This window comes from Brevundimonas aurantiaca (assembly GCF_014199955.1).
Taxonomy (GTDB): Bacteria; Pseudomonadota; Alphaproteobacteria; order Caulobacterales; family Caulobacteraceae; genus Brevundimonas; species Brevundimonas aurantiaca.
On the sequence record NZ_JACHOQ010000003.1, the window covers coordinates 69,462 to 90,551 of the forward strand.

Below are 21,090 nucleotides of genomic sequence, written 5' to 3' on the forward strand. Positions count from 1 at the left end.
CCTGGCATGCAGCCCGCCGACACCCCTGCGCCCGAGGCGCCCCGCCCCGAAGACATCGACGCCGTTGGCGACGAGGCCGACCGCCTGGAAGAGCGGGCTGAAGACGACGGCGTCCTGCCCAAGCCGGCTGAAGACGACGCGGGCGTCGGTCCGCAGACCGGGGTCGTCCCCTAGGTCGATCGCCGACAGTCTGCCGTCTTCGGCCAACCAGCCGCGTTCGGCCGAGGTCTTGGGTTCGGAAACGGCGCAGGCCGCTGTTCGACAGGCGCCATATTGATACCTTTATAGTTGATGAAACTATGTATTGCAGGGTGGCGAGAGGGGCTGGAAATCGCTAGCGTAGGGGCCATGAATTCGACAGAAATCGCCCCCTCCTCCAGCGCCGAAGCCCTGCGCCCCCTTCGCATCAATGATCCGGCGCCGGACTTTATCGCGCGCACGACCCAGGGGGAAAAGCGGCTCAGCGATTACCGGGGGCGCTGGCTGGTGCTGTTTTCGCATCCGGCCGATTTCACCCCGGTCTGCACCAGCGAATTCATCGCCCTGGCCAGGCAGGCGGATGCGTTTGAGGCCCTGGGCTGCGACCTGATGGCCCTGTCGGTGGACAGTCTGTATTCCCACCTGGCCTGGCTGAAGGACATCTATCGCCGCTTCGGCGTCAAGGTGGCCTTTCCGATCATCGAAGATCCTTCCATGGCCATCGGTCACGCCTTCGGCATGGTGGATGCGGGCTCCAGCGACAGCGCCACAGTGCGGGCGAGCTTCGTCATCGATCCGGACGGAATCGTGCGGGCGGTCAGCTGGTATCCGATGAACATCGGCCGTTCGGTCGATGAACTGCTGCGGCTGGTGACGGCGCTGCAGACCGCCGACCGCGAACAGGCGTCGACCCCGGCGGGATGGTCCCCGGGCGAGCCCCTGCTGGAGCCGGCCGCCACCACCCTGGACGCGGCCCTTGCCGACGGCGAGGGCGAGACGCCCTGGTATTATCGCGAGCGCAGCGCATGAGCGACGACTCGATCGCCGCCATGGAGCGGCTGAAGGACAAGGCCCCCCAGGCCGCCGAACTGTTGCGTCAGCTGGCCAACGCCAATCGGCTGTTGATCCTCTGCCACATCGCCGCAGAGGAACGATCGGTCGGACAGCTCGAGACGGATCTGGGCATCAGACAGCCGGCTCTGTCGCAGCAGTTGGCCGAGCTGCGCCAGTACGGCCTGGTGAAGACCCGGCGGCAGTCGCGGTCGATCTACTATTCCATCGCCGATGATCGAGCCCAGGCGGTGATGGACATGTTGCACGACATCTTCTGCGGCGACGGACAGCCGGTTTCCACGCGCGCCAAGAACCCCCGCGTGGAAACGCCGGCGCGTCCCCGCGGGGATGCGGCCCAGTTCGCCCGCGTAGCGCCTGTTCTCCGCCGCTAGAGAATGATCCATGCTTCAATCTGAGCGGCCCCTCTGCGTCCCCGCCGCTCGCAGCACGGCGTCATCGGGTCGCCGGTTTTCCGTCATCCCGCAACACGACATAGATGGCGGGAATGACCAGGACGGTCAGCAGGGTCGAGGAGGCCAGGCCGAACAGCAGCGAGATCGCCAGACCCTGGAAGATCGGGTCCGTCAGGATCACAGCCGCCCCGATCATGGCCGCCAGGGCGGTCAGCAGGATCGGCTTGAACCGGATGGCGCCCGCCTCGATCAGCACGTCGCGCAAGGGTTTGTCGGGCGAAGCCGTGTGCCGGATGAAGTCCACCAGCAGGATCGAATTGCGCACGATGATGCCGGCCAGGGCGATGAAGCCGATCATCGAGGTGGCCGTGAACGGCGCGCCGAACAGCATGTGGCCGATGACGATGCCGATCAAGGTCAGGGGGATGGGGGTCAGGATGACCAGGGGCAGTCTGAAACTGCGGAACTGGGCCACGACCAGCACATAGATGCCCAGCAGGGCGACCATGAAGGCGGCGCCCATGTCGCGGAAGGTGACCCAGGTGATCTCCCACTCGCCGTCCCACAGCAGCGAGGGGACGGACTCGTCCTCCGGCTGGCCGTTGAGACGGATCGCCGGCTTTTGCAGGCCCAGGGCGTCCCAGTCGTGGGCCTGAATGGCGCGATTCACCGCCTGCATGCCGTAGACGGGCGCCTCGTACTGGCCCGCCAGTTCGGCGGTCACCATGTCGACCGGTCGTCCGTCGCGGCGGAAGACGGCGTAGCTGCCGGTCTCGCGCCGGCTGTCCACGACCTCGCCCAGTTCGATCAGGCGCGGACCGGCGGGACCGGCCGTCACGGCGACCGGCGTCGTGGCCAGGGTGCGGCTCCAGCTGCGCGCCGACTGGGGCAGGGCGACGGTGATCGGCAGGGGGGCGCGACCGTCCCCGCGCGGGGCGTAACCGACCGTGGAGCCGCCCAGGATCGCGCCTATGGAATCCTGCAACTCGCGTTCGGACAGGCCGTAATAGTCCATACGGTCCCGGATGGGGATCAGCCGCAGCCGCGGCCGTTCCTGGCCGAAGCTGTTGTCGACGTCGACGACATAGGGAACGGAACGGAAGAGCTTCTCGACCTCCAGGGCGGTCTTGCGACGGGTCTCGGCATCGGGTCCGTAGATCTCCGCCAGCAGCGTCGCCAGGACGGGCGGTCCGGGCGGCGTCTCCACCACCTTGATCGAGGCCCCGGCGGGCAGGGACAGGGCCTTCAGCCGGGCGCGCAGATCCAGGGCGACGGCATGGCTGGACCGGCTGCGCGCGTCCTTGGGCAGGAGGAAGATCATCAGATCGCCCATCTCGGGCCGGTCGCGCAGGAAATAGTGCCGCACCAGGCCGTTGAAGTTGAACGGCGCCGAGGCGCCGGCATAGACCTCCATGGCCTCGGCCTCCGGCAGGGCGCGGATCTGGGCCGCAGCCTCGTCCAGGGTGCGGGCGGTGGCTTCCAGGCTGGTCCCTTCGGGCATGTCGACCACCACCTGGATCTCCGACTTGTTGTCGAAGGGCAGCAGCTTCACCGTCACCGCCTTGAAATAGAACATCGAACAGGCCAGCAGGGTGGCCACGCCGACCCCGATCAGGAAGTTGCGGGCCGAGGCGCGCGTGCCGATCACGCGATGGGCCACGCGGGCGTACAGCCGCCCCAGCTTGCCGCCGCCCTCTTCATGGGCGTGATCGGGCCCGCCGTGGGCCAGGGTCTTTCGCGCGAACCGGATCATCAGCCAGGGCGCGATCACCACGGCGACGAAGAAGGAGAAGATCATCGCCGCCGAGGCGTTGACCGGGATCGGCGCCATATAGGGGCCCATCAGCCCCGAAACGAACAGCATGGGCAGCAGGGCCGCCACCACGGTCAGGGTCGCCACGACGGTGGGGTTGCCGACCTCCGCCACCGCCTCGACAGCCGCCTCCGTTCGGCTGCGGCCGTCGCGCATCCCCCAGTGACGGGCGATGTTCTCGATCATGACGATGGCGTCGTCGACCAGTATGCCGATGGAGAAGATGAGGGCGAACAGGCTGACGCGGTTGATCGTATAGCCCATGACATAGGAGGCGAAGAGGGTCAGCAGGATGGTGGTGGGAATGACCACGGCGGTGACGGCGGCCTCGCGCCAGCCGATGGCGAAGCCGATCAGCACCACGATCGAAACGGTCGCCAGGGCCAGATGGAACAGCAGTTCGTTGGCCTTTTCGTTCGCCGTCTCGCCGTAGTCGCGGCTGACCGCGACCTCGACCCCCTCGGGGATCAGCTTGCCTTTCAGGTTTTCGACGCGCTGACGCACGGCCTCTGACACCACCACCGCATTGGCGCCTGCGCGTTTGGCGATGGCGAGGCTGACGGCGGGCGCGCCGGCCCACTGACCGTCATGTCGGGCCCAGCGCCAGACGCGAGCCTGGTCTTCGCGCGGCCCCTGGGCCACGTCGGCGACGTCGCGCAGATAGACCGGCGCGCCGGTGACGGATCGGACGGTCAGCAGCCCGACCTCCTGGGCCGAGGTCAGGGTGCGGCCGGAGGTGACGGCGACGGCCTGACCGTCTTCGCGAATATTGCCGACGGGGAAGCTGCGGTTGGCCTGGGACGCCGCCTCCGTCACCTGGCCCAGGGGCACGCCGTACAGGTTGAGCTTGGCCGGATCGGGGGCGATGCGAATCTCGTCGGGCCGGCCGCCGGTGATGAAGGTCAGGCCCACGTCGTCGACCTTGGCGATTTCGGTGCGCAGCTTGTGCGCCAGGTCATAGAGGGCCTGATCGGTCCACTGGCCCGCCGCGCCAGGCTTGGGCGTGAGGGTCAGGACGATGGCCGGCACGTCGTCGATGCCGCGCACCGTCACCTTGGGATCGGGGACGCCCACGGGAATCCGGTCCTGGTTGGCGCGGAGCTTTTCTTCGATCCGTATGGCGGCGTCCTCGGGGTTTGATCCCACCAGGAAGCGCGCCGTCACCAGCACTCCGTTGTCTTCGGCCTGGGTGTAGACGTGCTCGACCCCGTTCACGCTCTTGACGATGGTCTCGAGCGGAACGCCGATCAGTTCGACGGCGTCGGCGGCCGCCAGGCCCGGCGCCACCACCTGGATGTCGACCATGGGCACGCTGATCTGCGGCTCTTCCTCGCGCGGGATCGAGAACAGGGCCAGGAGGCCGACGGCTATGGCCGCCAGCAGGAACAGCGGCGTCAGAGGCGAGGCGATGGTGAAGCGCGTCAGGCGCCCGGAAAGGCCCAGTTTCATCCCTGCGTCCTCGTCGCGACCAGCCGGTCCCCGGCTCTGACGCCGCTCAGGATTTCCAGCGTGTCGGGATCGTCCGTCGGCGCGGTCTGGACTGGAACGGCGCTGCGCCTGCGGTCAGGAGAGACGACCTCGACATAGTCGAGGCCGTAGCGGGTCGCGACGAAGCGGCGGGGCACGGTCAGGGCCTGCCTTTGACCGATCTCGATCGAGGCGGCGACGCGACGACCGACCAGTTCGGTGGTCAGGCCCGGAACGGCGGCGTCGACCTGAACCCGCCCGCCGACGATGGCGGGATAGACCTGGGTCACCTGTCCCTGGCGCGCTTCGGCCGGAAGATCATCGGCCGCCAGCAGGACGCGGGCGCCGGGCTTGACCTGACCGGCGAGGGATTCGGGCAGTTCAAGACGCAGGACGGGCGGACCGGCGGTGATGGTCGCGATGGACATGCCGGGGCTGACCGCCGACCCCGCCGTAACCTCGACCTTCAGCACGCGCCCGGCGGCCGGCGCCAGGATCGCCCCCTGCCCCGCCATACTGGCGCTGGCGCCCCGTTGCGCGCGAGCGGCGGCGGCCTGGGCGTCGGCGGCGCGGGCGGCGGCGACGGCCTGGTCCAGACGCGCCCTGGCGTAGATATTGTGGTCGTACAGATCCTGAATCCGCGTCAGGTCGGCGCGGGCGCGGGTCGCCTCGGCCTCGGCGGCGGCGACCTGGGCGTCATAGGCCCGAGTCTCGAAGCCGATCCGGTCGTCGACGACTCGGCCGATCTGCTGGCCCCTACTGACCCTATCCCCTTCGCGCACCGACAGGGCGACGAGAAGGCCGGGGATGCGCGCCCGGGCTTGCGACTGGTCGCGGGTGGTGATCTCGCCCGCCACCGTCTTGGTGTCGGCAAGGGCGTTCGACGTCAGAACAAGCTCCTCGCCGGCAGGCGCGGTCCGGGCGGCCGGCGTCCTGCTCTCTTCCGAGCCGCCGCAGGCGGACAGGGTCAGGGCGACCGCAGCCATGAGGGTCCACTTCTTCATCGGCGTCGTCCTTCCGTCGTCACCGCGCCGATCAACCGCGCTCGACCGGGAGGCTCGCCGACTTCCAGGCGCCCAGGCCGCCGGCCAGATGGGTGTCGATCGCGGCCTGAGCCTCGGCGCAGCGGTCCAGCGCCATGCCGGATCGCTTTCCGCCGGCGCACTGGAGGATGACGGTCTTTCCGACCGCCGCGGGCAGGCGGGCCGGATCGAACGAGGAGAGGGGCAGGTTGACGGCGCCGGCGATGTGTTCGGCTGCGAACTCTCCCGGCTCGCGCACATCGATCACCAGCGCCTCGCCTTGATCGAGCATGGCCTTCAGCTCGGCCGGGCCGATCTCGCGATGCTTTGCGCTTTTTCCAAATCCGAACATTCCAATCTCCCGAGGTCCGCAGGCCGCAGTCTCATACTTTTATGATTGTATATATCATGTAATCATTATATCCAGTCAAGCGCATAAGGGCGATGGAAACGCCTGCTGGAGGAAGACATGGCCAAACCCAGGATTGTGATCATCGGGGCGGGGTTGGGCGGAACGATCGCCGCCTACGAGATCAAGGCGGCGGTCAAGGGTCGCGCCGACGTCCTGATGATCGCCGAGTCTGAGACATATTCGTTTGTGCCTTCAAACCCTTGGGTCGCCGTCCGGTGGCGGGAGCCCGAGGAGATCCAGGTCCATTTGCCGCCGATCTTCGCCCGCAAGAAGATCGGCTTCACCGCCGTCGGCGCGAAACGGCTTCATGCCTCGGAGAAGCGGGTCGAGCTCAATGACGGCGAGAGCGTTGATTACGATTATCTTGTAATTGCGACAGGGCCGGATCTGGCCTTCGATGAGATCGAGGGGCTCGGTCCAGGCGGTTATACGGCCTCGGTCTGTCAGACGGCTCACGCCTCCCACGCCGCGACTCTGTTCGACGCCTATCTGGAGAACCCCGGCCCGATCGTGGTCGGGGCGGTCCAAGGCGCCTCCTGCTACGGCCCCGCCTACGAATTCGCCCTGATCCTGGACACCGAGCTGCGCAGGCGAAAGATCCGGGACCGGGCGCCGATAACCTTCGTCACCGCCGAACCCTATATCGGCCATCTGGGCCTGGACGGGGTGGGGGACACCAAGTCGCTTCTGGAAAGCAAGCTGCGCGATCGACACATCAAATGGATCACCAGCGCCCGCGTCGCCAAGGTCGAGCCCGGCCTGATGCATGTGGAGGAGGTGGCCGAGGACGGGGCCGTCGCCAAGACCCACCAGCTCCCCTTCGGCTATTCGATGATGCTGCCGGCGTTCCGCGGCGTGCCGGCTGTCCGCGACATCCCCGGACTGACCAATCCGCGGGGCTTCATCCTGGTCGATGAGCACCAGCGCAACCCAGCCTTTCCGGAAATCTTCGCCTTGGGCGTCTGCGTCGCCATCGCCCCCACCGGTCCGACGCCTGTGCCGGTGGGGGTGCCCAAGACCGGCTTCATGATCGAGAGCATGGTGACGGCGGTGGCCGCCAATCTGGCCGCCCTCGTCGCCGGCGAGACGCCGGCTGCGGAGGCGACCTGGAACGCCGTCTGTCTGGCGGATTTCGGCGACGGCGGCGTCGCCTTCGTCGCCCAGCCGCAGATTCCGCCCCGCAACGTCAACTGGGCCGCCAGCGGCAAATGGATCCATCTGGCCAAGGTGGGCTTCGAAAAATACTTCCTGCGCAAGGTGCGCAAGGGCGAGAGCGAACCCTCCTACGAGCGGCTGGCGATGCACATCATGGGCATCCGCAAGCTTCGCATGTGACCCTTCCTCTAGATCTGGAGCCTACCGATGAACCTCGATCGCGCCGTCATGATCTTCGCCGGATGCGTCGTGCTGGCGGGCGTGGGCCTGTCCTACGCCGTCCATCCGTGGTGGATCGCCCTGACCGTCTTCGCGGGGTTGAACATGATCCAGGCCGGGTTCACGGGCTTCTGTCCGGCGGCCATGGTCTTCAAGGCCATCGGCCTGCGCCCCGGGAACGCCTTCCGATGAGCCTGAGACGCGCCGCCCCCTGGGCCTTTGCCCTGATCCTCGCTTCGCCGGGTCTGGCCCAGGCGACGACGCTGGAGGAGGCGATCGCCGCCGCCCTCGCCCACGCGCCCGAGATCGCCGCCGCCGAGGCCGAGGCCGAGGCCGCGGAAGGCCGGTTGCAGCAGGCCCGCTCGGCGCGCGCCCCCTCCCTCAGCCTCAACGGCACGGTCGGCCAGGGCTGGCTTGATCCGAAGGCCTTCTTCGGCCTGGACGCGGCGGACGTCACGCCTCGGGCGGCCCAGCTGACGCTGGAACAGCCCCTGTTCACCGGCGGGCGTGCGGCGGCGGGAATCGCTCGGGCCCGCGCCGACATGGCCGCAGCCGAGGCCGGCGGCGAGGCCGTTCAAGGCCAGGTCGTCACGGCGGTGGTTCAGGCCTATGGCGACATGCTCGCGGCCGATGAAGTGCTGAGGCTGTATCGCGCGCTGGCGGCCCAGATGACGGAAATCGAGCGACAGGCGCGCGAGCGCTTCCGGGCGGGAGAAACCCCGAGCACGGACGTCGCCCAGGCCGCGTCGCGCGCCGCCGAGGCCCGCGCCGATCTGGCCCGGGCGGAGGGAATGCAGGTGTCCGCCCGCGCCCGTTATCGCAATCTGACCGGCCTGGAGCCGGTGGATCTGCAGCCGATTCCGCCCAATCCGCCCCTGCCCGCCTCCCTTGAGGACGCGATGGCGACGGCGCTCGGCGCCAGTCCCGCCCTGCGGCGGGCGCAGGCCGATGTCGAGGCGGCCGAGGCCGGCGCCCGCGCCGCGCGCGGCGAACGCCGGCCCACCGTCAGCGCCTTCGTCGAGGCGGGATCGGTTCGGGATCAGTTTTTCCCCGACTATCGCGCCGACAGCGCGACCGTGGGGATCCGTGGACGCTGGACCCTGTTCAGCGGCGGCCTGACGTCGGGCAGGATCGCCGAGACTGCCGCCGATGTCCGCGCCGCCCTTGCCCGCCTGCGCGCCGCCCGCATGGGCCTGGAGGAACAGGTGCTCTCCGCCTGGCAGGACATCCACACTGCCGAACTGGTGGCCCAGGCCTCCGACGAACAAGGCGCGGCTGCGGACCAGGCCCTGACCAGCGTCCGGCACGAGGTCCGCGTCGGTCTGAAGCCGCAGATCGACCTGCTGAACGCCGAACGCGAAGCCACGGCCGCCGCCGCCGCCGCCGCTCAGGCCAGAACCGCCCGGATCGTCGCCGCCTATCGGCTGAGAGCCCTGATCGGATCGGCTTGAGGTCAGAGCCGGTGATCCGCTTCCCAGACCGAGCTTGCGCAGACCTTCGGCACGCGACGAGGGCGTCAAGCCGCCGCTGGCGGAGTTCTCGGCTTTAAACCAAAGTGGCGCACCCGACACGATTCGAACGTGTGACCTTTGCCTTCGGAGGGCAACGCTCTATCCAGCTGAGCTACGGGTGCGTGGTCGGCGAGAAGGCCGGAAGAGGCCGCTTACAGCAAGCGGCGGGCGGCCTCAATCCCCGAATACGCAGATGAGGGGCGGATACCGTTCCAAACTGGCGCCGGTGCGAAATGCCGGAGCGCGCCCACGGCCTCAAGCAGCGCGAAGCGCGGTAGGCCCCCAAAAGAAAGCCATAGGGCGCCTGGGCCCTATTGCGCGGTCATGCCGCCGTCGATCTTGAATTCGGACCCTGTGACGAACCTGGATTCGTCGGAGGCGAGATAGAGGACGCAGTACGCCACGTCGTCCGGGTCGCCGATCCGCTTCAGGGGAATGCCGCGGGTCAGGCGTTCGTGGGCCTTGGCCTCGTCGCCGCCGGCCATGGCGATGAAGGGATCCAGGATCGGGGTCTTGATGAAGACCGGATGGACCGAGTTGCAGCGCACGTTCCAGTCGGCCTTGGCCGCCTCGAGCGCCAGGGTCTTGGTGTACATCCAGACGGCGGCCTTGGTGGCGTTATAGGCGCCCATGCCGGGGGCGGCGACCAGGCCGGCGATCGACGAGATGTTGATGATCGAGGCCGGTGCGGCGGCGCGCAGGTGCGGCATGGCGTATTTGGCGCCCAGCATGATCGAGCGCAGATTGATCTCGTACTGACGTTGCCAGTTGTCGACCGTGTCCTGTTCGACGAAGGCCAGGGGGCCGCCGACGCCGGCGTTGTTGACCAGGACCGACAGGCCGCCGAGGTCGGCCACGGCGGCGGCGATCACCTGTTCCCACTGGGCTTCGTCGGCCACGTCGTGGGCGTAGGCGAAGGCGGCGCCGGGGATTTCGGCGTTGATGCGGGCGGCCAGGGCGGCGGCGCGGTCGCCGTCGATGTCGGTCAGGGCCAGGCGGGCGCCCTCGCGGGCCATCATGAAGGCCATGGCCTCGCCCAGGCCGCCGGCGGCGCCGGTGATCAGGACGGTCTTGCCGGCGACGCGGCCGGGGCGGGCGTGGGGAGCGCTCACGAGATCGCCCCCGTTTCGGCGGCGGCGCGATCGATGAACCGGGCCAGGGTCACGTCCTTGTCCGTCACCCCGTCGGCGTCATGGGTGGTCAGCAGCACCTCGACCCGGTCGTAGACGTTCGACCATTCGGGGTGATGGTCCATCTTGTCGGCCATCAGTGCGACGCGGGTCATGAAGCCGAAGGCGGCGTTGAAATCGGCGAACCTGAGCGAGCGCCCGATCGCGGGGCGGTCGCCGTCGTCGGCGCGCCAGGCGGGCAGGGTTTCGAGCGCTTTCGCGACCTCGATGCGGACGTCGGTCATGGGGCTTCCTCTTTTTTCCAAGGCGTAAGGCGTTCGGGAGAGCGCCGCAAGCGTACAGGCGACGCCGCAACATGACCCCGAAAGGGTCGCGGAACGCGGGATCAAGCTTGGGCGTTGGGCGTGGACGAAAAGCGTTGCTGCTGACGTCGGATGTAGAGGAAAGAGGATGATGGACAATCTGTGGATCGCCGCCCTCGATCCGGCGGACCGCGAGCGGATCGAACCCTATCTGGAGGAACGCGAGGTCGCGCGTGGCCAGATGCTGTACGACGCCGGCGAGGCGGTCGATCAGGTCTGGTTCCCGATCAAGGGGGTGGTGTCGTTGATGACCGTCCTGCCTGACGACAAGACGGTGGAGACGGCCGCCATCGGCCGCGAGGGCCTGGTCGGGGTGACCTGCGGCCCGTTCAACGCCCGGGCCGCCAGCCGCGCCATATCCCAGGGCGACGGCGTCGCCGCCTGCTGCTCGGCCGAGGTGTTCGGCGCGGCGCTGGACGCCAGCGAAACCCTGCGCCAGGCCCTGTCGCGCTTCACCGAAGGCCTGATGGCCCAGGTGCAGCAGGTCGCCGCCTGCAACGCCCAGCACCGGCTGGACGAGCGGCTGGCGCGCTGGCTGCTGACCCTGCACGACCGGGCCGAGGACGACCGGATCGACCTGACCCAGGCCGACATCGCCGGCATGCTGGGCGTGCGGCGCGCCACCGTATCCGAAGTGGGCACGGTGCTGGAGGACAGGAAGCTGATCCAGCGCGGCCGCGGCTGGGTGCGGGTGCGGGACCGCGACGGTCTGGAGGCGGCGTCCTGCGGCTGCTACGGCCTGATGCGCCAGGTGATGAAGGATCTGGCCCTGCCCCAGCCGGAAGCCGGGCCTGAAGCCGGATCCGAGGCGGCCTGATCGCGTGACGGGCGGCTCGTGACGCGCTAGACCCCCGATTATGACCGACGCCTCCTCCCACGGCCCGCATTCGTCGGGCGACCGTTCCTCCTTCGGTTTCCGCGACGTCGACGCGCGCGAAAAGGTGAAGATGGTGCGCGGGGTCTTCGACTCCGTCGCCTCGAACTACGATGTGATGAACGACCTGATGAGCGTCGGCGTCCATCGGGTGTGGAAGGACATCGCCGCCGCCAAGCTGAACCCGCGCCCCGGCGAGACCATCCTGGACGTGGCCGGCGGCACCGGCGACATGGCGCGGCGCTATTCCAAGATGGCGCGCGCGGCCCAGGAGCGTCGCGGCGGGGCGGACGCCTCGGTCATCGTGCTGGACTATAACGTCGAGATGATCCTGGCGGGCGTGGCCAAGGGCGGCGAGCCGGAGATGAGCTGGTCGGTCGGGGACGCGATGAACCTGCCCCTGCCGGACGCATCGGTCGACGCCTATTCGATCAGTTTCGGCATCCGCAACGTGGCCCATATCGACAAGGCCCTGGCCGAGGCGCGGCGGGTGCTGAAACCCGGCGGGCGGTTCCTGTGCCTGGAGTTCTCGCGCCCCACGGCGGGGCCGGTGCGCAAGCTTTATGACGCCTGGTCCTTCCACGCCATTCCGCGCATCGGCGGCTGGGTGGCCAAGGATCGCGACAGCTATCAGTATCTGGTCGAGAGCATCCGCCGCTTCCCCGACCAGGCGGCCTTCAAGACCCTGATCGAAGAGGCCGGGTTCAAACGGGTGTCGGTGACCAATCTGTCGGGCGGGATCGCCGCCATCCACCACGGGTGGGCGATCTGACCGGCCGGATCTATCGCACGGCTCCGCCGCCGCCCGCCGCCGTCGCGGTGCGCAACCCCGTGGCCGCCTTCCTGCGCCTGGTCGGCTGGCTGTGGGTGCTGGCGCGCCACGACGCCCTGATCCCGCGCGAGGTCACCCCCCTGCTGCCGGTCTGGGCCCGGCCCTTCGCCCGGTCCGTGCAGATGCTGTCGGGTCGCGACGGGCGCGAGGGGCGGCCGGGCCAGAGGCTGGGCAAGGCCTTCGAACATCTGGGGCCGGTGGCGATCAAGCTGGGCCAGGTCCTGGCCACGCGGGCCGACATCTTCGGCATTCAGTTCGCCCGCGACCTGGGCCGGCTGAAGGACGCCCTGCCGCCCTTTTCGCTGGAAGAGGCGCGGCGCGAGATCGAGAAATCCCTGGGTCGCTCGGTCGAGAGCCTGTTCATCGACCTGAGCCCGCCGGTCGCCGCCGCCTCCCTGGCCCAGGCGCACCGGGCGACCTTGGCGGACGGTCGGGCCGTGGCGGTCAAGGTGCTGCGGCCGGGGGTCGAGCGGCGGGTCGCCGACGGTCTGGACGCCATGCGGCTGGGCGCCGCCCTGGTGTACCGGCTGGTTCCCCTGTCGCGCCGGCTGGAGCCCCAGGCATTCGTCGAGACCATCGCCAATTCGCTGGAGCTGGAGCTGGACATGCGGCTGGAGGCGGCGGCGGCCAGCGAAATGGCCGACGTCCTGGCCAAGGACGGCTATATGTCCGCCCCAGCCGTCGTCTGGGACGGGGTCGGCAAGCGGGTGTTGACCCTGGAATGGGCGCCAGGTCTGCCCATGACCGACCCGACCCTGGCCGAGCTGCCGGGGCTGGACACCGACCTCCTGGCTGACAATGTGGTGCGCGCCTTCCTCGTTCAGGCCCTGGATCACGGAGTTTTCCACGCTGACCTGCACGAGGGCAATCTGTTCGCCAGCGCCCCGGCCCATCTGACGGCCATCGACTTCGGCATCGTCGGGCGGCTGGGTCCGGCCGAGCGACGCTATCTGGCCGAGATCCTGTGGGGCTTCATCAGCCGGGATTACGACCGGATCGCACGAGTCCATTTCGAGGCGGGCTATGTGCCGCCGCACCATTCGGTCGAGACCTTCGCCCAGGCCCTGCGCGCCGTGGGCGAGCCGGTGATCGGACGCGCCGCCAGCCAGGTGTCGATGGGCCGGCTGCTGGGCCAGCTGTTCGAGATCACCGCCCTGTTCGACATGCGGCTGAGGCCCGAGCTGATTCTGCTGCAAAAGACCATGGTCTCGGTCGAGGGGGTGGCCCGCCGGCTTCAGCCGGACCACGACCTGTGGAAGGCCGCCCAGCCGGTGGTGGAGCGGTGGATTCGCCGCGAACTGGGGCCCCAGGCCCAGGCGCGCGACGCCCTGAACGAGGTGATCGCGGCGGCGCGGGCCCTTTCGCGCCTGATCCATGATCCGCCCGCCCCGACGGCGATGGTCATCGAAAAGCCGAGAACTCCGGCTTGGGTCGCGACTTCATTGACGGTCGCGGTCGTCGCGGCCCTGACGGCCCTGGGCCTTTCGCTCTGGCCCTATCTGCACTGACCGGAGCCTTCGCATGAAGACCATCCTGATCGTGGCCCTGGCATTGACCGCTGTCGCCGCGCCGCACGCCGCCCTCAGCCAGGTCGCGGCCGGCGCCGTGGCCAACACCTTCGACGGCGCAGCCCCGGCGGCCCAGGTCCCCCCCGTTCAAACGCCCACCCAGGCCCAAGCCGAACCTCAGACCCCAGCCCAGGCGCCCGACATCGCTCGTGCGGAAGACGCGCTGCGCAACGTCATCGCCTCGGCCCAAGGCGCCGGTTTCAACTACGCCGTCTTCACCCCCGACCTGGGCGGGCGCATGCGCCAGTTGGCGCCCCAGCTGATCCCCCTGATCAAGAGCTTCGGGGAGGTCCGCTCCATCGACTTCGTGGCGGCCGAAGGCGACGCCCAGTTGTTCCGCATTACTTTCGACAACAAGGTGACCGAATGGATGATCCTGTTCGATCCCGAAGATCGGATCGCGGGCCTGCGTTTCCGCCCGGTCGAAGAGTGATCCGAGCCTAGTCGAGCGACGGTCGGCCCCGCCCCGACTTGATCGAGGCGCGGCTGGTCTTGGCCTTCAGCCGGCGCTCCTTCGACGCCCTGGTGGGCCGGGTCGGGACGCGGACGACCGGCTTGATCGAGGCCTCGTCCACCAGGGCCTGCAGCCGTTGGATCGCATCGGCGCGGTTGCGCTCCTGGGTGCGGAAACGGACGGCGTTGATCAGGATCACCCCGTCGAGCGTCAGCCGACTGCCGGCCAGCTTCATCAGCCGCGCCTTGACCGGTTCGGTCAGGCTGGAGGAGTTCTTCACGTCGAACCGCATCTGGACGGCGGTCGAGACCTTGTTGACGTTCTGCCCGCCGGGGCCGCCGGCGCGATAGAAGCGGAACTCCAGCTCCTCCTCGGGAATGACGGTGCTCATGGAGCGGCCTTGCGCGCCTTGACCACGGCCTGGTCCAGGGCCTGGAGGAAGCGCGACCGGTCGGCGGCCGAGAAGGGCGGCGGGCCGGAGGTGGCCACCCCCATCGACCGCAGATGCTCGCCCACCATCCGCCCGGCCAGGGCCGAGCCGATGGAGTCCGGGGTGAAGGCCTGGCCGTTCGATTTCAGCGCCTGGGCCCCGGCCTTCAGGCAGCGGTCGGCCAGGGGAATGTCGGCCGTGATCACCACATCGCCCACACCCGCCCGTTCGGCGATCCAGTCGTCGGCCACGTCGGGGCCTGCGTCCACCACCACCTGTTCGATCAGGGCCTCGCGCGGCACCTGCATCCAGCCGTTGGAGACCACATAGGTCTTCAGCCCATAGCGCCGCGCCACGCGATAGACCTCCTCCTTCACCGGGCAGGCGTCGGCGTCGATGTAGAGGGCGGTCGGCATGGGCCTGACCTAGCGCGGACGGGGGTGGGGCGCCACACCCTCCCTCATGCGATCGGCGACGGGGGCTCCAGAGGGAAGACGATCTCCACCTCCAATCCTTCACTCGCCCAGTTGCGGCTCAAGGCGCCGCCCAGTTGCCGGGCCATATTGGTTTGCAGCGAAGAGCCGAAACCCTGGCGCGTCGGCGCACTGACGGGCGGGCCGCCAACCTCGCGCCATCTCAGGGTCGCCTGACCGTCCTTGATCGCCCAGTCCACGCAGATGCGACCGCCGCTGCGGCTGCAGGCTCCATATTTGCTGGCGTTCGTCGCCAGCTCATGCAGCAGCATGCTGAGGGGCTGCACCTGTTCGGGGGACAGATCGACCGGCGGACCCTCGACCTCCACCGCCTCTTTCGGACACAGGGCGTCCAGTTCTTCCCAGACGACGTCCTCCAGCCGCCCGCCCTCCCAGCGCCGGCTGGCCAGGGAGGTCTGGGCGCGGGCCAGGGCGCCGATCCGGCCCGCCAGGACCGACCTGTAGTCGTCCAGATCGTCGGCGCGGGTCAGGCGCACCAGGGACTGGACGATGGCCAGAAGATTGCGCGCCCGGTGGTCCACCTCGTGCATCAAGAGGTTGCGGACCTCGGCGTTGCGCTTCTCCTCGCTGATGTCGCGCGCCTCGATCACGGTCCCGATCACCTGGGCGCCCTCGCCGTGGATGGGGCTGGCGGTGAAGGCGACGGGATAGAAGCCGCCGTCCTTGTGGACGAAGACCTCTTCCCCCTGGACGCCGGCCCGATCGGGGAAGGCGCGGTCGATGGCGCATTCGGACAGGGGGAAGTGGGATCCGTCCGGACGGGTATGGTGGATGACGTCGTGCAGCGGTCGCCCGGTGGTCTCCTCGAAGGCGTAGCCGGTCAGTTTTTCCGCCGCCCGGTTCATGAAGACGCAGTGCTGCCGGTCGTCCATCAGGAAGACCGCCATGGTGGTATTGTCGAGGATGACGTCCAGCCGCTGGGCCGTGTCGCGCAGCTGCTGCTCCACCCGCCGGTACTGGGTTGTGTCCTGGATGGCGGCGTAGAAGACCGGGTCGTCGCCGTCGTCGAACAGCTGGAGCTTGACGGAGACGTCGTATTCGGACCCGTCCTTGCGCCGATGGACGGTGTCGAAGTCGAGCCGATCGACTTCGCCGGCGAGGAGCGGCCGGATCAGAGCCAGGAAGTCGTCGCGACGGATGCGGGGCTTCAGATCCCAGGGCGTCAGGCGGGACAGTTCGTCCGCGTTGTAGCCCAGGTTTTCCCGGGCGCCCTTGTTGACGAGTCGAAAATAGAAGTCCTCTACGCCGAAGACATAGACCTCGCTCGCGGCCTCCTCAACGATCCGCCCCAGGCGCTCGCTGGTCACCGCGATGGATCTGGTCATGCCCGGCGTCTGCCTCCGATGGTTCGACAACCCTAGATAAGCCGGGGTTATCTGGCAATGATTTTGATTATACGAGAAAAATTGGTGCGAAGGATCGGAACAGGATGACCCAGGCTCAGCTCTCGGACCGGTTCGGGCTTCAGCACGCGGCCTCGCGGGCGGAGGGGGCTGCGTCGGCCCAGGAGCGGCGCGGGCGGCTGGAGACGCTGAAGGCCCTGGTGCTGGAGCGGCGCGAGGCCTTTGCGCGGGCCATAGATGCGGATTTCGGGGCGCGGTCGGCGATGGAGACGGGGCTGCTGGAGGTCACGCCCCTGATCCGCAGCCTGGACCATGCGCGCGCCCGTCTGGGGCGGTGGATGCGCGACGAGCGGCGGCCGGTGGACCTGATGTTCCAGCCGTCGCGGGCCTGGATCCGGCATGAGCCCCTGGGCGTGGTCGGGGTGATCGCGCCGTGGAACTATCCCCTGCTGCTGGCGCTGGGGCCGACGGTCGACGCCCTGGCGGCGGGCAACCGGGTGATGATCAAGCCGTCCGAGCTGACGCCCGCCTTCGGCGCCCTGCTGGAGGCCGCCGTGGCCGAGCGGTTCGATCCGGCGGTGCTGACCGTGGTCAACGGCGGGATCGACGTGGCCCAGGCCTTTTCGCGTCTGGCCTTCGACCATCTGGTCTTCACCGGATCGACGCGGGTGGGGCGCGAGGTGATGCGGGCGGCGGCGGAAAACCTGACGCCGGTGACGCTGGAGCTGGGCGGCAAGTCGCCGGCCGTGGTGGCGCCCGACTATCCGCTGGACAAGGCGGCGCGGTCGATCACCTTCGGCAAATTCCTGAACGCGGGCCAGACCTGTATCGCCCCCGACTACGCCCTGGTCCCGGCCGGTCAGGTCCGGGCCTTCGCCGAGGCGGTGCTGGATCAGGCGCGCCGGGCCTATCCGAGGCTTCAGGACAATCCCGACTACAGCGGGGTGATCAGCGACCGTCACCGGGTGCGGCTGCGCGAGGCGGTGGCGGCGGCGAAGGCGGCGGGGGCCGAGGTGCTGGAGCACCCGGATGCGGGCGACGGGAACACCGGCAAGATCGCCCCGACCCTGGTGCTGAACCCGCCGAGCGACAGCCTGCTGATGCAGGAGGAGATCTTCGGCCCGGTCCTGCCGGTGGTCGGCTATGACAGCCTGGATGAAGCCCTGGCCTTTGTCGCCGCCCGGCCCCGGCCCCTGGCCCTCTACGGTTTCACCAACCAGGCGCGGACGCGCGACCGGATCCTGGGCTCGGGCCTGTCCGGCGGCGTGACCCTGAACGGGACCATGCTCCATATCGCCCAGAACGACCTGCCGTTCGGCGGGGTCGGCCCCAGCGGCCTGGGCGCCTATCACGGGCCTGAGGGCTTCAAGCGCTTCAGCCATGCGCGGGCGGTCTATGACGTGGGGCCGGTGAACGCCTTCGAACGGCTGGGACCGCCGTGGGACGGGGCGGCGGGCCGGCTGGCGCGCGCGGCCCTGCGGTTTCTGGCCCGTTAGGCAAGACGCAAAAGGGCGGAACCCTGCGGTCCCGCCCTTCCGTTCAGACCTGAAAGGCCGTCAGTTGCGATAGGCCGGCGGCATCGGCGTCTGTTGACGATAACGGTCGCGCAGCAGCAGGGCGCGGCTGGTCAACGGTTGCTCGACCCCGTCGATGAAGACGGCCGAGGGCTGGCTGAGCGGCTCCAGCGGGTCGCCGGACCAGACCACGACGTCGGCGGCGGCGCCCGGCGCGATCTGGCCGAACTGTCCGGCCATGCCGAAGATCTTGGCCGGATTGACCGTCAGGGCGGCGATGGCGGCGCCGTAAGGCAGGCCGTGCGAGACGGCGTTGCCGGCGTTGTAGCGGGCCTCGCGGGCGCGGTGGGTCGAACCCTCGTTGCCCTTGATGGCGATGACGACGCCGGCCGCGTTCAGGGCCGCCGCATTCTCCATCCGCGCCGCCCGCATCTCGAAATCGGCGGGCAGGTTGGAGATGGGGTTCAGCAAGACGGGCACGCCCGCCGCCGCGATCTCGCCGGCGACCAGCCAGCCTTCCTCGGCGCCGTCCAGGATCAGCTTGATCCCTTCCTCGCGCGCCAGACGCAGCACCTGCTGGATGTCGGACGCCCGGTGGACGGTGACGATCAGGGGCATCGAACCGTTGGCGACCGGGATCAGGGCCTCCAGGTCGGCGCGCGACAGGCTGAGGTCGCGCAGGCCCGCCCGCTCATAGGCCGACTTGTTGCGGGCGTAGAGACGGACCTCGGCCAGGGTCTCCTTGAACAGGACGAACTGGGCGCCGCGCGCGCCGCCGGCGATGTCGGCCCCGGCCTCGCCGAAGGGGGCGACCATGGCCACGCGCGGCTTGACCAGGATGTTCGCATCCTGACCCAGGTCGATGACCGCCGCCTGGCCGGCGAACAGGCCCGGCGTCTGATAGCCGCCGTCGCCGGCGCCGGCCGTCTCGTCCTCATGCACATGGCCGCCGGACGAGCCGGGGTGCTGGGGCACGACCACGGCGCGGGTGATGCCGCCCAGACGCGCCACCGGCAGGGTGAAGGACCAGGGGTCGAGGCCATAGGAGATGTCGAAGGCGGCGCTGAGGGTGTTGGACGCGTTGCGCAGCTCATTGGTGCCGCCGACCGAGCCCACCTCGGTCCCGGCCAGGCCGGAATCGACGGCGACGAAGCCAGGGGCGACCGTCTTGCCGGTCGCGTCGATGACGCGGGCGCCGGCCGGGGCGGCGCCCGTTCCGACCGAGACGATCTTGCCGTCGCGGATCACCACCGTGCCGCGCTCGATGACGGAGGTTCCGGTCAGAACCCGCCCGCCCGTGATCGCAACAGTGTCCTGGGCGACCGCAGGCGCGGCGACAGACAGGGCGGCCACAGCGGCCGCAAGGATGTGAGGCAGACGCATCAGCGGGCTCCTTCGGCGACGTTGGCGGCGGTCAGGCCATAGCCCGGCTGGCCCAGCTCGAAATCGCTGGTCGGCTGATAGGCGGGGTTGGTCCGGTCGAAGGCCAGGGCGCCGTCGATGAAGACCTGGTCTGCGCGGGCGTAGATGGAGAAGGGATCGGCGCTCCAGATCACCACGTCGGCGCGCTTGCCGGCCTCCAGCGAGCCGGTCTGGTCGGCGACGCCGATGGCCTTGGCGGCGTTGGAGGTGATCCAGCTGATGGCGTGTTCTTCCGAAATGTTCAGGCCGGCGCGGCGACCGGCCGACAGGGCGGCGGCGGCTTCCTGGTTCAACCGTTGAGTCAGTTCGGCGTCGTCGGAATGGATCACGGCGCAGGAGCCCTGGGCTGCGTCCACCAGGGCGGCGTTCTCCTCGATGGCGTCGAGCGCCTCCATCTTGAAGCCCCACCAGCCGGTCCACATGGCCGCGCAGACGCCGGCCTGGGCCAGTTGCGGGGCCAGCTTATAGGCCTCGGTGGCGTGGTGGAAGGTGGTGATGCGGTAGCCGAACTCCTTGGCCATATCCATCATCAGCGCCATTTCGTCGGCGCGGTAGCAGTGGTTCTGGATCAGGATCGAGCCGTCCAGCACCCCGGCCAGGGTCTCGTTCTGCAGGTTACGGGTCGGGGGCGAACCCTCGTGATCCGCCTGCCACTTGTCCCACTTGGCCTTGTATTCGCGCGCGGCGATGAAGGCGGCGCGATAGCCGGCCATATTGCCCATGCCGGTCGCCGGGCTCTGGTTGCGGCCGCCATAGACCCGCGACGGGTTCTCGCCGCAAGCCATCTTGAGCGTATAGGGGGCTTGCGGAAACTTCATGCCCTGCATGGTGATGGAGGGCGTATTGCGGATGGTGACGCCCCGGCCGCCGAACAGATTGGCCGAGCCGGGCAGGATGTGGAGCGTGGTCACCCCGCCGGCGCGGGCGGTGTTGAAGCCCGGATCCTGGGGCCAAAGCGAATGTTCGGCCCAGACCTGGGCGGTGTTCGGGCTGGTCGCCTCATTGCCGTCGCTCATGCCCTGGACCCCGGGGGACGGATAGACGCCCAGGTGGCTGTGGACGTCGATGATCCCCGGCGTGACATAGCGGCCGCGCGCCTCGATCAGCCGATAGCCCGCAGGGACGGGGGTCGAGGCGTCGCCGACGGCGGCGATCTTGCCATCGGTGACCACGACCACGCCGTTTTCGATCTTGCGGTCCGTCCCGGTCAGGACCGTAGCCCCGACCACGGCGAAATTCTCGCGCGGCAACGGTTGATAGGTCGAAGGATAGGGGTCCGACCTCGTCGCCGGGTCCAGCCCGGCCGCCAGGCTCCTGTCCTTGGCCGGGGCGGTCCCGCCCTGGTCCGGCTCCGTCGTGGCGCAGGCCGACAGGCCCAAGGCGCACGCCAAGGCCGCGAGGCCGACGCCCCGCAGATGATGTCTGATCATCAGATCCCTCTCCCGACGACACGCCAGCCCCGGCGTGTCTTGCAGCTGTCATAGAAGGGGCTCGCCGCCCGGCCGTCAAAAGATTTCGACGTTCTTTCTCGATCGCGCCATGCTCGCACGGCCGGGGGAGTTGTGTTGGGCCGGTAAGGCGACCATCTGGGGTTCTAAGGCTCTTCGATACACGGACTTCCCC

At 68.9% G+C, this 21,090-nt stretch carries 21 protein-coding genes and 1 tRNA gene; 11 read left to right on the forward strand and 11 right to left on the reverse strand.

Annotated features, from left to right (window positions below):
- Positions 1 to 6 precede the first annotated feature (6 nt).
- From GGQ93_RS07855 to GGQ93_RS07865, 3 genes are all read left to right on the forward strand, one after another.
- Positions 7 to 174: a hypothetical protein gene (locus GGQ93_RS07855; protein ID WP_183216224.1), complete on the forward strand. Its 168-nt coding sequence runs from the start codon at positions 7 to 9 to the stop codon at positions 172 to 174.
- 174 nt (positions 175 to 348) lie between these two features.
- On the forward strand, positions 349 to 1,008 hold the full coding sequence (locus GGQ93_RS07860; protein WP_183216226.1) for a peroxiredoxin: 660 nt from the start codon (positions 349 to 351) through the stop codon (positions 1,006 to 1,008).
- Entirely contained in the window at positions 1,005 to 1,424 is a 420-nt protein-coding gene (locus GGQ93_RS07865) for an ArsR/SmtB family transcription factor (protein WP_183216228.1), read from the forward strand. Before GGQ93_RS07860 ends, GGQ93_RS07865 begins: the two co-directional genes overlap by 4 nt.
- 61 nt (positions 1,425 to 1,485) lie before the next feature.
- On the opposite strand, the gene GGQ93_RS07870 is transcribed toward GGQ93_RS07865, so the two are convergent.
- Genes GGQ93_RS07870 through GGQ93_RS07880 form a run of 3 tightly spaced genes read right to left on the reverse strand, consistent with a single transcriptional unit; the run spans position 1,486 to position 6,099 of the window.
- The gene (locus tag GGQ93_RS07870; protein WP_183216230.1) at positions 1,486 to 4,707 is read right to left on the reverse strand and encodes an efflux RND transporter permease subunit; all 3,222 of its coding nucleotides are present in this window, start codon (positions 4,705 to 4,707) and stop codon (positions 1,486 to 1,488) included.
- Positions 4,704 to 5,729, reverse strand: coding sequence for an efflux RND transporter periplasmic adaptor subunit (locus tag GGQ93_RS07875; RefSeq protein WP_183216233.1), 1,026 nt, complete (start codon positions 5,727 to 5,729; stop codon positions 4,704 to 4,706). The genes GGQ93_RS07870 and GGQ93_RS07875 overlap by 4 nt, the downstream gene beginning before the upstream one ends.
- A 31-nt stretch (positions 5,730 to 5,760) precedes the next feature.
- Complete coding sequence (locus tag GGQ93_RS07880) at positions 5,761 to 6,099, reverse strand: rhodanese-like domain-containing protein (RefSeq protein WP_183216235.1); 339 nt, start codon at positions 6,097 to 6,099, stop codon at positions 5,761 to 5,763.
- Positions 6,100 to 6,216: 117 nt separating this feature from the next.
- Here GGQ93_RS07880 and GGQ93_RS07885 point away from each other — a divergent pair, with 117 nt between their 5' ends.
- The 3 genes from GGQ93_RS07885 to GGQ93_RS07895 are packed head-to-tail and all read left to right on the forward strand — an operon-like array spanning position 6,217 to position 8,984.
- Positions 6,217 to 7,494 (forward strand): NAD(P)/FAD-dependent oxidoreductase, encoded by a 1,278-nt coding sequence (locus GGQ93_RS07885; RefSeq protein WP_183216237.1) that lies wholly within the window; start codon positions 6,217 to 6,219, stop codon positions 7,492 to 7,494.
- A gap of 27 nt (positions 7,495 to 7,521) precedes the next feature.
- On the forward strand, positions 7,522 to 7,725 hold the full coding sequence (locus GGQ93_RS07890; RefSeq protein ID WP_152949331.1) for a YgaP family membrane protein: 204 nt from the start codon (positions 7,522 to 7,524) through the stop codon (positions 7,723 to 7,725).
- Positions 7,722 to 8,984: a TolC family protein gene (locus GGQ93_RS07895; protein ID WP_183216239.1), complete on the forward strand. Its 1,263-nt coding sequence runs from the start codon at positions 7,722 to 7,724 to the stop codon at positions 8,982 to 8,984. The genes GGQ93_RS07890 and GGQ93_RS07895 overlap by 4 nt, the downstream gene beginning before the upstream one ends.
- A 105-nt stretch (positions 8,985 to 9,089) precedes the next feature.
- Here the strand turns inward: GGQ93_RS07895 and GGQ93_RS07900 are convergent.
- From GGQ93_RS07900 to GGQ93_RS07910, 3 genes are all read right to left on the reverse strand, one after another.
- Positions 9,090 to 9,166, reverse strand: a tRNA-Arg gene (locus GGQ93_RS07900).
- A 189-nt stretch (positions 9,167 to 9,355) separates the two neighbouring features.
- Positions 9,356 to 10,156 (reverse strand): SDR family oxidoreductase, encoded by an 801-nt coding sequence (locus tag GGQ93_RS07905; RefSeq protein ID WP_054764511.1) that lies wholly within the window; start codon positions 10,154 to 10,156, stop codon positions 9,356 to 9,358.
- Positions 10,153 to 10,458, reverse strand: a complete 306-nt coding sequence (locus GGQ93_RS07910; protein ID WP_182714345.1) for a 4a-hydroxytetrahydrobiopterin dehydratase — start codon at positions 10,456 to 10,458, stop codon at positions 10,153 to 10,155. The genes GGQ93_RS07905 and GGQ93_RS07910 overlap by 4 nt, the downstream gene beginning before the upstream one ends.
- 166 nt (positions 10,459 to 10,624) lie before the next feature.
- Between GGQ93_RS07910 and GGQ93_RS07915 the strand changes: the two genes are divergently transcribed.
- From GGQ93_RS07915 to GGQ93_RS07930, 4 genes are read left to right on the forward strand one after another with little or no spacing between them, the layout of a single operon-like run.
- Positions 10,625 to 11,353 carry a Crp/Fnr family transcriptional regulator gene (locus GGQ93_RS07915; protein ID WP_224764305.1) on the forward strand — a complete coding sequence of 243 codons (729 nt, stop codon included), beginning with the start codon at positions 10,625 to 10,627 and terminating at the stop codon, positions 11,351 to 11,353.
- A 40-nt stretch (positions 11,354 to 11,393) separates the two neighbouring features.
- Positions 11,394 to 12,182 (forward strand): class I SAM-dependent methyltransferase, encoded by a 789-nt coding sequence (locus GGQ93_RS07920; RefSeq protein ID WP_183216241.1) that lies wholly within the window; start codon positions 11,394 to 11,396, stop codon positions 12,180 to 12,182.
- Positions 12,170 to 13,750: a 2-polyprenylphenol 6-hydroxylase gene (gene ubiB, locus GGQ93_RS07925; protein ID WP_183216243.1), complete on the forward strand. Its 1,581-nt coding sequence runs from the start codon at positions 12,170 to 12,172 to the stop codon at positions 13,748 to 13,750. Before GGQ93_RS07920 ends, ubiB begins: the two co-directional genes overlap by 13 nt.
- A gap of 13 nt (positions 13,751 to 13,763) precedes the next feature.
- Complete coding sequence (locus GGQ93_RS07930) at positions 13,764 to 14,243, forward strand: hypothetical protein (protein WP_183216245.1); 480 nt, start codon at positions 13,764 to 13,766, stop codon at positions 14,241 to 14,243.
- A 7-nt stretch (positions 14,244 to 14,250) separates the two neighbouring features.
- Here the strand turns inward: GGQ93_RS07930 and arfB are convergent, their stop codons facing one another.
- Genes arfB through GGQ93_RS07945 form a run of 3 tightly spaced genes read right to left on the reverse strand, consistent with a single transcriptional unit; the run spans position 14,251 to position 16,513 of the window.
- Complete coding sequence (gene arfB / locus GGQ93_RS07935; protein ID WP_183216248.1) at positions 14,251 to 14,655, reverse strand: alternative ribosome rescue aminoacyl-tRNA hydrolase ArfB; 405 nt, start codon at positions 14,653 to 14,655, stop codon at positions 14,251 to 14,253.
- The gene (locus tag GGQ93_RS07940; RefSeq protein WP_152949325.1) at positions 14,652 to 15,110 is read right to left on the reverse strand and encodes a YaiI/YqxD family protein; all 459 of its coding nucleotides are present in this window, start codon (positions 15,108 to 15,110) and stop codon (positions 14,652 to 14,654) included. Before GGQ93_RS07940 ends, arfB begins: the two co-directional genes overlap by 4 nt.
- 44 nt (positions 15,111 to 15,154) lie before the next feature.
- Complete coding sequence (locus GGQ93_RS07945) at positions 15,155 to 16,513, reverse strand: PAS domain S-box protein (RefSeq protein ID WP_183216250.1); 1,359 nt, start codon at positions 16,511 to 16,513, stop codon at positions 15,155 to 15,157.
- 104 nt (positions 16,514 to 16,617) lie between these two features.
- On the opposite strand from GGQ93_RS07945, the gene GGQ93_RS07950 reads away from it, so the two are divergent.
- Complete coding sequence (locus tag GGQ93_RS07950) at positions 16,618 to 18,027, forward strand: coniferyl aldehyde dehydrogenase (RefSeq protein WP_183216252.1); 1,410 nt, start codon at positions 16,618 to 16,620, stop codon at positions 18,025 to 18,027.
- Between the two features lie 60 nt (positions 18,028 to 18,087).
- On the opposite strand, the gene GGQ93_RS07955 is transcribed toward GGQ93_RS07950, so the two are convergent.
- Both GGQ93_RS07955 and GGQ93_RS07960 read right to left on the reverse strand, forming a co-directional pair.
- Entirely contained in the window at positions 18,088 to 19,428 is a 1,341-nt protein-coding gene (locus GGQ93_RS07955) for an amidohydrolase family protein (protein ID WP_183216254.1), read from the reverse strand.
- Positions 19,428 to 20,897 carry an amidohydrolase gene (locus tag GGQ93_RS07960; protein WP_183216256.1) on the reverse strand — a complete coding sequence of 490 codons (1,470 nt, stop codon included), beginning with the start codon at positions 20,895 to 20,897 and terminating at the stop codon, positions 19,428 to 19,430. Before GGQ93_RS07960 ends, GGQ93_RS07955 begins: the two co-directional genes overlap by 1 nt.
- Positions 20,898 to 21,090: the final 193 nt, after the last annotated feature.